Annotated in this window: 14 protein-coding genes; 10 read left to right on the forward strand and 4 right to left on the reverse strand. The window is 72.5% G+C overall.

Translation table 11 applies throughout. The features are described 5' to 3' along the window. Window positions 1-71 precede the first annotated feature (71 nt). Window positions 72-302, forward strand: a complete 231-nt coding sequence (locus G567_RS0104710) for a DUF3107 domain-containing protein (RefSeq protein ID WP_028929066.1) — start codon at window positions 72-74, stop codon at window positions 300-302. 37 nt (window positions 303-339) lie between these two features. Here the strand turns inward: G567_RS0104710 and G567_RS0104715 are convergent, their stop codons facing one another. Further along, entirely contained in the window at window positions 340-966 is a 627-nt protein-coding gene (locus G567_RS0104715; protein WP_028929067.1) for a TetR/AcrR family transcriptional regulator, read from the reverse strand. 301 nt (window positions 967-1,267) lie between these two features. Here G567_RS0104715 and G567_RS0104720 point away from each other — a divergent pair, with 301 nt between their 5' ends. The 6 genes from G567_RS0104720 (at window position 1,268) to G567_RS0104745 (ending at window position 5,714) form a co-directional block, all read left to right on the forward strand. Next, complete coding sequence (locus tag G567_RS0104720; protein WP_245585539.1) at window positions 1,268-2,026, forward strand: thioesterase family protein; 759 nt, start codon at window positions 1,268-1,270, stop codon at window positions 2,024-2,026. 29 nt (window positions 2,027-2,055) lie between these two features. After that, window positions 2,056-2,868 carry a pyrroline-5-carboxylate reductase gene (gene proC / locus G567_RS0104725; RefSeq protein WP_028929069.1) on the forward strand — a complete coding sequence of 271 codons (813 nt, stop codon included), beginning with the start codon at window positions 2,056-2,058 and terminating at the stop codon, window positions 2,866-2,868. 148 nt (window positions 2,869-3,016) lie between these two features. Continuing rightward, entirely contained in the window at window positions 3,017-3,229 is a 213-nt protein-coding gene (locus G567_RS0104730; protein WP_028929070.1) for a helix-turn-helix domain-containing protein, read from the forward strand. A gap of 156 nt (window positions 3,230-3,385) precedes the next feature. Continuing rightward, window positions 3,386-3,487: a 30S ribosomal protein bS22 gene (locus G567_RS32795; RefSeq protein WP_010241351.1), complete on the forward strand. Its 102-nt coding sequence runs from the start codon at window positions 3,386-3,388 to the stop codon at window positions 3,485-3,487. A gap of 150 nt (window positions 3,488-3,637) precedes the next feature. Continuing rightward, complete coding sequence (locus tag G567_RS0104740; protein WP_028929071.1) at window positions 3,638-4,690, forward strand: NAD-dependent epimerase/dehydratase family protein; 1,053 nt, start codon at window positions 3,638-3,640, stop codon at window positions 4,688-4,690. Between the two features lie 31 nt (window positions 4,691-4,721). Beyond that, window positions 4,722-5,714: a lysophospholipid acyltransferase family protein gene (locus G567_RS0104745; protein ID WP_028929072.1), complete on the forward strand. Its 993-nt coding sequence runs from the start codon at window positions 4,722-4,724 to the stop codon at window positions 5,712-5,714. On the opposite strand, the gene G567_RS0104750 is transcribed toward G567_RS0104745, so the two are convergent. From G567_RS0104750 to G567_RS26825, 3 genes are all read right to left on the reverse strand, one after another. Then, window positions 5,711-6,613 carry an HAD family hydrolase gene (locus G567_RS0104750; protein ID WP_084795869.1) on the reverse strand — a complete coding sequence of 301 codons (903 nt, stop codon included), beginning with the start codon at window positions 6,611-6,613 and terminating at the stop codon, window positions 5,711-5,713. The genes G567_RS0104745 and G567_RS0104750 overlap by 4 nt on opposite strands. A 233-nt stretch (window positions 6,614-6,846) precedes the next feature. Continuing rightward, entirely contained in the window at window positions 6,847-8,238 is a 1,392-nt protein-coding gene (locus G567_RS0104755; protein WP_028929074.1) for a DUF5667 domain-containing protein, read from the reverse strand. A 175-nt stretch (window positions 8,239-8,413) separates the two neighbouring features. Then, complete coding sequence (locus tag G567_RS26825) at window positions 8,414-9,148, reverse strand: sigma-70 family RNA polymerase sigma factor (RefSeq protein ID WP_245585540.1); 735 nt, start codon at window positions 9,146-9,148, stop codon at window positions 8,414-8,416. Window positions 9,149-9,683: 535 nt separating this feature from the next. On the opposite strand from G567_RS26825, the gene G567_RS0104765 reads away from it, so the two are divergent. From G567_RS0104765 to G567_RS0104775, 3 genes are read left to right on the forward strand one after another with little or no spacing between them, the layout of a single operon-like run. Then, complete coding sequence (locus G567_RS0104765) at window positions 9,684-11,294, forward strand: AMP-binding protein (RefSeq protein WP_084795870.1); 1,611 nt, start codon at window positions 9,684-9,686, stop codon at window positions 11,292-11,294. 24 nt (window positions 11,295-11,318) lie between these two features. Next, on the forward strand, window positions 11,319-11,564 hold the full coding sequence (locus G567_RS0104770; protein WP_028929076.1) for a glutaredoxin family protein: 246 nt from the start codon (window positions 11,319-11,321) through the stop codon (window positions 11,562-11,564). A 17-nt stretch (window positions 11,565-11,581) separates the two neighbouring features. Then, window positions 11,582-12,274, forward strand: coding sequence for a fasciclin domain-containing protein (locus tag G567_RS0104775; RefSeq protein WP_084795871.1), 693 nt, complete (start codon window positions 11,582-11,584; stop codon window positions 12,272-12,274). The last annotated feature ends 50 nt before the right edge of the window (window positions 12,275-12,324 follow it).

A 12,324-nucleotide genomic window follows, 5' to 3' on the forward strand; every position in this document is an offset into this window, starting at 1 on the left:
CCTGGGCCGCGATTGGCGTCGAGGCGACCTCGTCTCGGCTCGCGAACCAAATGTGTGACCAGGAGGTCCCGGTGGAGGTCAAGATCGGTATCGCGGAGAGCACCCGGGAGCTCCTGGTGTCCAGCGAGCAGACCCCGGACGAGGTCGAGAAGCTCGTGAGCGACGCGCTGAAGTCCGGCGACGGGTTGCTGAGCCTGACCGACGACAAGGGGCGCCGGTTCGTCGTGCCCTCGGCGCGAATCTCCTACATCGAGATCGCGCCCGCCGACATCCGCAGGGTCGGCTTCGCCGTCGGCTCCTGACCTCGGAACGCACGATGACCGGCTGAGCGGCGCAGGCTCAGTCGTGCACGAGCGGGAAGCCCGCGAGGCCCTTCCAGGCCAGCGCCGACATCAGCGCCACGGCTTCGTCGCGGGGCACGCAGCGCTGGGTGTCCAGCCAGTACTGCGCGGCCACCTGGCTCAGACCCACCAGACCGACGGCCAGCAGCCGGGCGCGGTCGGCGTCCAGCCCGGCGTCCTCGGTGACGACGTCGGCGACGGCGTCGATGCACCGGGTCAGCGCCCCGTCGATGACGGCCGCCGCCTCCGGCTCGCCGCGCAGGTCTGATCCGAACACCAGCCGGTAGGCCTGCCCCTCGCCGGCCACGAAATCGAAGTACGCCGCGACGGCGGCGTGCACCCGGTCGCGGTTGTCGGCGTTCGTGCCGATCGCGTGCTGCACCCGCTCGGCGAGCTCGTCGGCGTAGGTGGTGAGCAATGCCCGGTAGAGTTCGAGCTTGCCGGGGAAGTGCTGGTAGAGCACCGGTTTGCTGACCCCGGCCCGCTCCGCGATGTCGTCCATCGCGGCCGCGTGGTAGCCCAGGTCGGCGAACACGTCGCGCGCGGCGACGAGCAGCTGAGCCCGTCGGGCAGTGCGCGAGAGGCGGGCCCCGCGATGCACCGGCGTCGTTGCCGTGTCCGTCATCCGACCCCCTGATCCAACCCGACCGTCGGCTCACCCTACCCGCCGGTAGCCCCGCCCGCCGCCCCGATCGTCCCGCGAATCGCGGTATTTCCGCGGGTGAGTCCCGGTGCCGCCGGACACCTTAAGCTCGGTCTCGACCGACGAGCGCCCCGCGCTCCCCTCCGGGATCACCGTGCGAACGGGAGGTAACGCCATCAGCGCGACGTCCGAGGCTCGGCGTGAGGACATCACGCGGCCGTTCCGGGACGCCATCGGTCTCGCTCCGCTCGGGGACGGCCGGTACGTTGCCGAACTCGGATCGGTGTGGGCGATTGGCGGCAAGGCACACGGCGGGCTGTTGCTGGTGCTGCTGGCCCGAGCCGGGCTGGCCCGGCTGAACGGCGATGGTGCCGGCAACGGGTCGGCGCCGCACGAGCCGCTGGCGATCGGAGCCGAGTTTCTCCGCGCCCCGGACCGCGGCCCGGTGGAGCTGCGCACCGAGGTGCTCAAGCGGGGCCGGACAGCGTCGGTCGCGGCGGTCCGGCTGCTCCAGGACGACCGGCTGATGCTGACGGCGACCGTGACCGCCGGGCGGCTGCCCGACGAGGCCCCGCGCTGGGCCGATCTGCCCGAGCTGCCCGCCGAACCCCCGGCCGAGGCGGTCGACCCGGCCGGCCAGGGCTTGATCCCGGCCAAGGGTCTCGCCACGGCGTGCGATGTGCGCGTCGACCCCGCGACGATCGGTTTCGCCCGGGGCGAGCAGGCCCCACCGGTGATTCGCGGCTGGGCCCGCCCGCTCGGCGAGGACCCCGACGTGCTGTTCGCGCTGCTGGCGGGCGACATCCTGCCGCCGTCGGTGTTCAACGTGGGGGGCTCCCTCGGCTGGGCCCCGACGGTGCAGCTCACCGCGCTGCTGCGGGGCCACCCGGCGCCCGGCTGGCTGCGGTGCGAGTCGCGGTCGGTCATGGTCGCCGGGTCATGGTTCGACGAGGACGTCACGGTGCTCGACTCGGCGGGCCGGCTGGTGTGCCAGGCCCGGCAGATCGCGCTCTCCCCATTGCCCGAGGACTCGTCGCGGTAAGACCGGTGCGGCCGGACTACCGTCGCGGCATGACACGGATCGCGGTGCTCGGAGCGGGGAAGATCGGCGAGGCGTTGTTGGCGGGACTGCTCGCCGCCGGTCGCTCGGCCTCCGACCTCATCTTCACGGAGCGGCACCCCGAGCGGGCCGCCGACCTCACGACCCGGCTCGGTGTCGAGGCCGCCGACATCACGGCCGCCGTCACGAAGGCCGACGTCGTCGTCGTCGCGGTGAAGCCGCAGGACATCGCTCCGGTGCTCGCCGAACTGGGGGCGGCGCTGCGGCCGGGCACACTCGTGGTGTCGCTGTGCGCGGGCCTGCCGACGGCGTTGTTCGAAGGCGGGCTGCCGGCGGGGACGCCGGTCGTGCGGGTCATGCCGAACACGCCCATGCTGGTCGGGGAGGCGATGAGCGCGGTATCGGCGGGCGCCCACGCCACGGACGAGCATCTGGCCGTCGCCGAGGAGATGCTGGGCGCGGTCGGGCGGGTGGTCCGCGTCCCGGAGAGCCAGCAGGACGCCGTGACGGCGCTCTCGGGCTCCGGTCCGGCGTATTTCTTCTTCCTGGTCGAGGCGATGATCGATGCGGGGATCCTGCTCGGCCTGCCCCGCTCCGTGGCCGCCGACCTCATCGTGCAGTCCGCGTTCGGCGCGGCCCGGATGCTGCGCGACTCCGACGATCACCCGGTCATCCTGCGCGAGGCGGTCACGTCCCCGGCCGGTACCACGATCGCCGCGATCCGCGAGCTGGAGCGGCACGGCGTGCGCGCCGCGCTGATCGCGGCGATCGAAGCGGCCCGGGATCGATCGGTGGAGCTGGGTCGCTCGATGCAGCGGGACTGACCTGATTGTCGGTCCATCCATCACCCTGACGCGCGGACGAAGGACACGTTCAGGTGTACTGCCATGTCGAGCAGTCACAGAAGCACCGCTAAACTCAGAGGGAACACCGACCCCCACGGGTCGGTGAGATAGGGAAGGCGGTGTGTGGATGCCGTCCGAGCAGCCCGAGCAGCTCAATCTGGCCCAGGTGCAGTTCCTGACCGTGGCCGAGGTGGCGGCGATGATGCGGGTGTCCAAGATGACCGTGTACCGGCTGGTTCATGGCGGTGAACTACCCGCCGCGAGAGTCGGGCGCTCGTTCCGCGTGCCGAAGCGCGCTGTCGAGGACTACCTGCGCAACGCCTACTTCGACGCCGGTTGATTCGCCTGGCCCGGCCGTCGCAGCCGCTGCGAGGGGCGCGGGTAGGATTCGTGACCAGTCATCGTCGCGATGTTCTGCGTGCCCGGCATGCCGCTTCGAGCGGTCCGGCCGCAGTCTTGCGCATCACCGGTTCGCCATGACAGGAAGGACTGACGCATGGGCTCAGTCATCAAGAAGCGCCGCAAGCGGATGTCGAAGAAGAAGCACCGCAAGCTGCTCCGCAAGACTCGGGTCCAGCGTCGCAAGCTCGGCAAGTGACGCGGGTCGGCGGCTCCTGGCCGAGCGGCCGGTTCGTCGTCGGCGTCGTGGTTTCGACGCCATGAGTTCCTCCCGGGTCGTCCCTTCGTCACGGCCCGGGGGGCTAGCATTCGGGGTCCGTGCGTCGGCTCTCCCTGCGAGGTCAGCTCGTTGGCACCTTCCGTTGTCCTGGTGACCGGGGTCAGCAAGTTCCTCGGTGGCAACCTCGCTGCCAGGCTCGCCGCCAACCCGGATATCGACCGGGTGCTCGGCGTGGACACCGTTCCGCCGCCCCGGGATCTGTTGCGGCGCATGGGACGTGCGGAGTTCGTCCGGGCCGATATCCGCAACCCGCTCATCGCCAAGGTCATCTCCACCGGTGCGGTCGACACCGTGGTCCACGCGTCGATCTCGGCCAATCCCGCGTCGTCGGGTGGCCGGACGACGATGAAGGAGATGAACGTCATCGGCACCATGCAGCTGCTCGCGGCCTGCCAGAAGGCGCCGAGGGTGCGCCGCGTGGTACTCAAGTCGACGACCGCCGTCTACGGCTCCAGCTCGCGCGACCCGGCGGTGTTCGACGAGTCGATGACGCCGCGGGACATGCCGTCGGGCGGATACGCCAAGGACGCCGCCGAGATCGAGGGCTATCTGCGCGGGTTCGCCCGCCGTCGCCCCGACGTCGGGGTCACCGTGCTGCGGTTCGCGAACTTCGTCGGACCACGGATCGACACGGTGCTCACCCGATACTTCGCGCTCCCCGTGATCCCCACCGTGCTCGGCTACGACGCCAGGGTGCAGCTGCTCCACGAGGAGGACGGGCTGGCCGTCCTCGAGCGCGCCTCCTGCGCGGAACTGCCGGGTGTGTTCAATGTGGCCGCCGACGGCGTGCTGCTGCTGTCCCAGGCCATCCGGCGCGCCGGGCGGGTGCCGCTACCGATCCCGAGCCCGCTGGTGGGGCCCGTCGGTCAGCTGTTCCGGTCCGCGCGGATCGTGGACTTCTCCCCCGAGCAGATGCGTTTCCTCAACTTCGGCCGCGTCGTCGACACCCGGCGGCTGCGGGAGGACTTCGGGTTCACCCCCCGATGGACGACGCCGCAGGCGTTCGACGACTACGTGCGCGGCCGGGCGCTGCGACCGGTGGTCGGGCCGGAGCAGATCGCGTCGCTGGAACGCGGCGTCCGCGCCGCGGCCCGGGCGCTCGCGCCGACACGCAGCGGTTGACCAGGAGTTTTGGGGGACGAAGGGAGCAACCGTGCCGGAAGCACGCGTCATCCCATTGCACGCCGAGGGCGGGGACCGGTGGCGATCGGGGCCCGTCGGGCGCGGCGGTGACCACCGCACCGACGCGCGGCGAGAGGCACAACCGTCACCGGCCGATGGGCCGGGACAGGCCGAACCACCGCCGGCGTGGGAGGCCGCGCTGGAGGATGTGCTGGCGTTCCTCCGCCGCAGGCTGGCCGGTGACTACCAGGTCGACGAGTTCGGCTTCGACCAGGACCTCACCGAGAACGTGCTGCTTCCCGCGCTACGCCCGCTGTACCAGAAGTGGTTCCGGGTGGAGACGATCGGCCTGCATCACGTGCCCGCGGAGGGCGGTGCGCTGGTGGTCGCGAACCATTCGGGGACGCTGCCACTGGACTCGCTGATGACCGCGGTCGCCCTGCACGACGACCACCCGGCGCGGCGGAACGTGCGTATGCTCGGCGCCGATCTGATCTTTCAGTTCCCGGTGCTTGGCGCGCTCACCCGCAAGCAGGGCGCCACCCTGGCGTGCAACCCCGACGCCGAGCGGCTGCTGGCCTCGGGCGAGCTCGTGGCGGTGTGGCCGGAGGGCTTCAAGGGCATCGGCAAACCGTTCCGGGACCGCTACAAGCTGCAGCGCTTCGGCCGCGGCGGATTCGTCTCGGCGGCGTTGCGCACCGGGGTTCCGATCATCCCGTGCTCGATCGTCGGCGCGGAGGAGATCTATCCGAAGATCGGTGACGTCAAGCCGCTGGCCCGGCTGCTGGGGGCGCCGTACTTCCCGGTCACGCCGCTGTTCCCGCTGTTCGGCGTGCTGGGAATGGTCCCGTTGCCGTCGAAGTGGTACATCGAGTTCGGCGAGCCGATCCCCACGGACTCCTACCAGGCCACCGACGCCGACGACCCGATGCTGGTGTTCAACCTGTCCGACCAGGTCCGCGAGATCATCCAGCACACGCTGTACCGGCTGCTGAGCCAGCGCCGCAATACCTTCCTGGGCTAGCGTCGGCGGTAGGCGAGCCCGGCGGCGACCGCCCCGACCACCGCCCCCGCCCCGAGGACGGTCGGCACCCCGATCCGGGCGGCCTTGCGGCCGGTCCGGAAGTCGCGGATCTGCCAGCCGCGCTCCTTGGCGATTTCGCGCAGCTCGGAGTCGGGGTTGACCGCCACCGCGGTACCCACCGCCGACAGCATCGGGACGTCGTTGACGGAGTCCGAGTACGCGCTGCAGCGCCGCAGGTCGAGGCCCTCGGCGGCGGCCAGCGCTCGGACCGCGTGCGCCTTCGCGGGTCCGTGCAGGATCTCCCCGACGAGCCGCCCGGTGTAGTGGCCATCGACGCTCTCGGCGACGGTACCCAGCGCGCCGGTCAGCTCGAGCCGCCGCGCGATGATGAGCGCGAGTTCGACCGGAGTGGCGGTGACCAGCCAGACTCGCTGGCCCGCGTCGAGGTGCATCTGGGCGAGTGCGCGGGTGCCGGCCCAGATCCGATCGGCCATCAGCTCGTCGTAGATCTCCTCGCCGAGCGCGACGACCTCGGCCACCGGACGGCCGGCGACGAACGACAGCGCGGTATCGCGGTGCCCGGCGATTCCGCTCCGGTCCTCGCGCCCGCCGACCCGGAACTTCAGCTGTTCCCAGGCGAACCCGGCGAGGTCCGCCGTGGTGAAGAACTTGCGCGCGGCCAGTCCCCGGGCGAAGTGGAAGATGGACGCGCCGACCATCATCGTGTTGTCGACGTCGAAGAACGCCGCCGCGGTGAGATCGGTGGGCGGGGCCTCGGCCGAGGCGGCCGACTCGCCCGCGGCCAGTGCCGCCGCGGCGGATGCCTCACCGGCGCGCTGGGCGGGGTCGCGCGCGGCCGGGTAATCGTGCAGAGTGGACGATTCGGCGACACCATCCACCGTGGGTCGTCCGTCGTCGCGGGGGTCTGGTTCCCCGGGGCTGCCAGCACCCTCTCCAACCACCTGCGGGCCTCCGATAGACCGAATGACGAACCTCCTCAGCCTACTGTCGCCGCCCGGTCGTGAAAGCGATGTGTCACGTTCGGCGAGCGCCGCGCCACCGACAGCGTCCATCGGTGCAGGATGACGAGGCCGCCGTGGTTTCGGACGGCGGCCTCGTGTCCGGCTCGGGGTCAGCCGATCGTGATGCCCGGCAGCCCCGGTAGCAGCGGTGGCAGCGTGATCGGTGGCAGCAGCGAACCGGAGCCCTCCCGGCCGCTGGTCGGAGCCGCCGTGGTGGTGTCCCCGGCCGAGGGGGTGCCGTCCCCGACCCCGACCCCACCGAGCGGGGTCTGATCGGGCGTGAGGCCGGACAGCAGGCCGCCCTCGGAGCTCGGCTCGGTGGGCTCGGCGGCCTCGCCGGGATCGGTCGAGGTGGCCGGACCGCTGCCGGGCGAGCTGGGGGACACTCCTGGCGACGACGGCTGCGAGGTACCCGTCAGGCCCGTCGCGGCACCGGCATCGGGCCGCGGGATGCAGGCGCCCTCGGCCGGGAGTGGGCCGAGATCGTCGACGGCCCCCGAGGTGACCTCGCTGCAGGACATCCGGGTCCGCAGCGCGTCGGCACGATCCTGCAACCGCTCGAGCAGCACCATGGACTGATCCGCCTCGGCCACCGTCGGGATGGGCAGCGCGGCGCGGAGGGCGGCCAGCCGGGCGGCCTGCGTGGCGGCCCACGTCCGAAGGTCCATCAGCCATGCGCCCGTGGCCTGCGGATCGGCGAGCAGCATCCGCGACCCTTCGCTCGCGGCGGAGTCGAACTCGCCAATGGTGGACTCCAGCAGCGCCGGATCGGGGGCCGAGGTCCGTTGCCGGGCCACGAGCTGCTCGACCTCATCCAGCCGGATGGCGGCGAGATGCAGGTGGCGGCGGGCCCTCGCCTCGTCATCGAAGGTCATGGCCAGGCTCGCCGACTCGGCGATCCGCTTGATCCCGTACAGCGCCTCACCGGGCAGCGCGTCGCGACTGGCGAACACCCCGCCGCCGGCGATCACGATCATGAGGAGCAGCGCGGCCGCGGACAGCACACCGACGCGCCTGCGCGGGCTGCGGGTGCCGGGGCGGGTCCGGTCGGCCGCTCGCCGCGGCAACGTGTGCCGGCCCCCGCGCCTGCGCGGAATACCGTGGCTGACCGTCGTGGCGGCGGTGCCGGGCCCGTCGTCGGGCGGCCCGGCCGCGGGCACGGGAGGCAGCTGCACCGTTCGCTCGGTGTCGGTCTCGTCGCCGACCGAAGGCGGTGCGGCGTCGAGCGGTGGGGTCTGGCCGGGCGGTGCGGTCTGGCCGGGGGGCGGCGTCGGGGAGTCCTCGTCCTGGTCGGTGCCGCTGTGTTCGGCCAGCGCGGCGAACAGCCGCGCGCGCATCCGCGCCGTCGCATCGGGATCTGGGGACAGCGACGTCCGGCTGCGGTCCAGCGCGGCCGCCAGCGCCACCTCGTGCGCCAGCTCGTCCGCGGCGGGAGGCCCGGTTGTTGCGGCGTCCTCGTCCGCGGCGAACCGCTGTTCGTCCTTGCCCTGTCCCGCGGGCATGTTGGCCGTCCTCACTGCATCCCTGCGCCGTCGTCGAGCACTGCGCATTGCTGACGTATACCCGCACAACGAGGCTGCCGGCCCGGGGTTACGGGGAACGGACCGTTCACCGCATCGAGTTGTTCATTCGTCGCTCGCGTAACGCCGCGGGTCGACCGGACGATGTCGTTCGCGTTCATCGGATGCCGTCCGGAAGCAGCTGGGCGAGCCGGCGGACCGCGCGGTGCTGAAGGGCCTTGACAGCGCCCTCGTTGCGGTTCATGAGTTGCGCGGTCTCCGCGACGGACAGGCCCTGGAGGAAGCGCAGCTGAATGCACTCCTGCTGGTCGGGGTTGAGTTTGGCGATGCAACGCAGCAGCTCGTCGTTGGTCGCGTTGGTGAGCACCTGCTGCTCGGGACCGTTGATGCTCGGGGCGTAGTCGACGATCTCGGCGGTGGTCGACTCCAACCGGTACCGGCTGGACTTGACGTGGTCGAAGATCAGGTTGCGGGCGATGGTGACGAACCAGGCGCCGATATCGCGGCCCTGATAGCTCACCGAGCTGATTCGGCGCAGGGCCCGCACGAAGGTCTCCTGCGTGATGTCCTCGGCCAGCGTGCGGTCGCCCGTCCGGAACAGCACATAGCGGTAGACGACCTCGTGGTAGCGGTCGAACAGCTCGCTGAAGGCCGAGATGTCACCCGCCTGGCAGGCCTTGACCAGTGCCCAGGAACCGCCGTTCTCGGCGGATGCGGCGGGTTCGGGGGCAGCCCCTGCGGCGCGCTCCGCCCGCTGCGGTCCCGGATCGGCGCCCGGAGGGGTGGCCTGCCGCTGCGGCGCGACGAGCGGGGCGGCGCCGGGCTGCGCGGCAAGATCGTCAATTCGGCCGTCGACCCTGTCGTCGCCGCGGGGAAGGCGGGGGAGCGGCATCGGCGCGCCGGGGGGCAATCCTTCGGACGGTCGGGGGCCGCCGCGGCCCTGGGCGGCTTCGAGGTGGTCAGCAGATCCGCCGGGCGCCGGAGGCGGAGGCAGGTGTGCGTCCGCGCTCCCCCGAGGGCGGACGGGTTCGGTGCGGAGCAGCCGCTGCGGTCGCATCGGTCGGGTCATGGCTCCCGGCGGGCCCGGTGCGGGGCGAGGCACGGCGTGAAGGCCGGCGGTGCGCTGGCGACAACAGGCTGCATGCCACTCCCTTGGGTGAGGCTCGCGTCGAACCGCAGGGTCCGGGCGTTAGATCATGTGTAGCGGCGGAGCATACAAACGGCCTAGGCGGCCCCTGCCGCACCGTGCCGTCGGATCCCTCCGTTCCCGGTGAGCGGCTGACTACGCGCGGTCAGCGTCATCGTGCCCGAGCGTGTCTGCCGTCACGCACCGGGGGTCGGCTCGGTGCACGCGGCGACCCTCCCGCCCCGGTCCGTGACACACTCGCGGCGCCACCCGTCGACCCTGTCGAGCCGAGGAGACCGCCGTGAACGGCGCAGACAGCGCATCCGTGCCCCGGGGCGGTGGCGCGGCACTCACCAGCCCGACGCATCTCGCGGACCTCGTCGGGTGGGTCGCGCAGCGGACCCCCGACCACCCCGCGGTCGTCGATGTGACCGCCGAGCTCACGCTGACCTGGGCCGAGCTCGACGCGGCCGCGGCGGCCGAAGCGGTCAGGCTGCGCGCGGCGGGCGTCGGCCCCGGCGACCGGGTCGTGGTGCTGCTCGGCAACGGCGCGGCCTTCTGCGTGGCCCTGTTCGGCGCGTTGCGGGCCGATGCCGTGGTGGTCCCCGTCGGGCCGTCCGCCGCGCCGCGCGAGCTGGACATCATCGCCCGGGAATGCATGCCGACCGTGATCGTCGCCGATCCCGGCGGGCATCTGGCCGCCGCGGCGGGTTCCGGCCTCGGCGCCCGATGGCTGCCGGCGCCGGACGTGGCTTCCGGCCCGGTCTCGGGCAGCGGTCCGGATTCATCGGTGAGCGGCGCACCGGAGGTCGTCGTCCCGTCGGGTGGGCAGCGCGGCGGCGAGGCGGTCGCCCTGCTCGTCTACACCTCCGGGACGACCGGCGTGCCCCGCGGCGTGCAGCTGTCGCATCGCGCGCTGCTGGTCAACCGCGAGCAGACGGCCGCGCTGCGCCCGAGCCCCGTGACACCCGTCGACCGGGTGCTGCTGACGCTGCCGCTGTTCCACATCTTCGGTCTCGGCGCCGGCCTGCTGCAGGTGTGCTGGGCGGGCGCGACCGTCGTGCTCACCGAGCGGTTCGACCCGGAGCAGGTGCTCGACACCCTCGTCCGGCACCGGGTCAGCGGCGTCGCCGGGGTGCCTTCGATGTACCGGGCGCTGCTCGACCTGCCCGCGGGGAAGCTGCGCGAGGCCTTCGCCGGGGTCCGGCTGTGCACCGCCGGCGGGGCGCCGCTCCCCGCGGGCTGGCTGGCCGAGTTCCGGGCGGTCACCGGGCTGGAGATCTTCGAGGGCTACGGGCTGACCGAGACCGGGCCGGTGCTCACCAGCACGCTGGTCGGTGGGACGGCCAAACCCGGTTCGGTCGGCCGCCCGCTGCCCGGCATCGAGCTGCGGCTCGTCGACACCGACGGCGTGGCGCTGGCCGAGCGCGAACCCGACGAACAGGGCGACGTCCTGTCCGATCCCGCGGAGGACACCGGGCTCATCGCGGTGCGCGGCCCCAACCTGTTCTCCGGGTACTGGCCCGATGGGTGGGGTGGCCCGGACGACGAGGGCTGGTTCCGCACCCCCGACGTGGGGTACCTCGACGCCGATGGCGACCTGCATCTCGTCGACCGGTCGTCGGACCTCGTCATCGTCAGCGGCTTCAACGTCTACCCGCGCGAGGTCGAGCAGGTACTGGCCGAGCTCGACGCGATCGTCGAGGCGGCCGTCGTCGGCATCCCGGACGAGCGGACCGGTGAGGCGGTGAAGGCCGTGGTCGTGCGGGCCGAGGGAAGCGGACTGTCCGAGGACGAGATCCGCACGCACTGCGCCGCCCGGCTGGCCCGCTTCAAGGTGCCCGAGGTCATCACGTTCGTCGACGCGCTGCCGCGGACCCCGACCGGCAAGGTCGCGCGCCGCCGGCTGTGAACGCCCTCGGGAAAAGGGGAGAACATGTCCGATGGACCCCGGGTCACCGTGCTGACCCGCGACGGGTGCACCGCCTGCACGGCGGCGGAGGCGGACGTCGAACGGATCTGCGACGAGCTCGGCGTCGGCTGGGTCGCGGTCGACGTCGATGGGCAGGCCGAGCTGCGCGCCGAGTACGGCGACCGGGTTCCAGTGATCATGGTCGACGGCCGGGAGCACGGCTTTTGGCGGGTGGAGGAGGCGCGGCTGCGGGCCGCGCTGGCCTGCTGACCGAGGAGGTACCACCAGTGCGGAGGGTTCGGCGATGGGCGGCAACCGGCGTGCTGGCGGCTCTGGTCTGCGGCCTCGCGGCCTGTTCCGACGCGGCCACCGGTCCGGCGGCGGCCACGGCCGCCGCAGACCCGCCACCGGTCACGGCGCAGGCCGAGGCCCCGCAGCCGGCGAGGTCGGGCGACGGCGTGACGACGAGCGCCGACGTGTTCGGCCCGGAGTGCGACCGGCTGCCGCAGGGGGAGGCTCCCGGCTCGCCGGCCGCCACGAGCGCGCAGCCGGTGGCCGGTGCGATCGCCGCCAACCCGTTGCTGACCACGCTGGCAGGCGCGGTCGACGCCGTCCCGGGGCTGGCTGACGCGCTCGACACCCAGGAGGGAGTCACCGTCTTCGCACCGGCCGACCCGGCGTTCGACGCGCTGCGGACGCAGCTGGGGGACCAGCGGTTCGAAACCCTGCTCGACAGCCCGAACGAGCTCGATGCGCTGCTGTCCTCGCACGTGGTTCCCCGGCGCCACACCGCCGCGGACCTCGTCGCCGCGGGCCGGGTCACCCAGCTCGCGGGCGGTACCGTGCGGATCGGCGGGACCGCGGCCGCGCCGACCCCGACCGACGGCGCGGGCGCGATCGCCACTGTGCTGTGCGGCAACATTCCCACGGCCAACGCGACCGTCTTCGTGATCGACAAGGTGCTCGTCCCGGCCGGCTGACGAACGCGATGAACACCACACCCGGCAGGCCCGCGACTGCGGCCTGGGTC

It is taken from the genome of Pseudonocardia asaccharolytica DSM 44247 = NBRC 16224, assembly GCF_000423625.1.
GTDB classification, from domain to species: domain Bacteria; phylum Actinomycetota; class Actinomycetes; order Mycobacteriales; family Pseudonocardiaceae; genus Pseudonocardia; species Pseudonocardia asaccharolytica.

Bases quoted from the DNA above. Each gene is read 5' to 3' on its own strand.
- G567_RS32795 (WP_010241351.1), top strand. From the start codon at position 3,386: ATGGGCTCAGTCATCAAGAAGCGCCGCAAGCGGATGTCGAAGAAGAAG.
- G567_RS0104715 (WP_028929067.1), bottom strand. From the start codon at position 966: ATGACGGACACGGCAACGACGCCGGTGCATCGCGGGGCCCGCCTCTCG.
- G567_RS0104755 (WP_028929074.1), bottom strand. From the start codon at position 8,238: ATGCCCGCGGGACAGGGCAAGGACGAACAGCGGTTCGCCGCGGACGAG.
- G567_RS26825 (WP_245585540.1), bottom strand. From the start codon at position 9,148: ATGCCGCTCCCCCGCCTTCCCCGCGGCGACGACAGGGTCGACGGCCGA.
- G567_RS0104730 (WP_028929070.1), top strand. From the start codon at position 3,017: ATGCCGTCCGAGCAGCCCGAGCAGCTCAATCTGGCCCAGGTGCAGTTC.
- proC (WP_028929069.1), top strand. From the start codon at position 2,056: ATGACACGGATCGCGGTGCTCGGAGCGGGGAAGATCGGCGAGGCGTTG.
- G567_RS0104770 (WP_028929076.1), top strand. From the start codon at position 11,319: ATGTCCGATGGACCCCGGGTCACCGTGCTGACCCGCGACGGGTGCACC.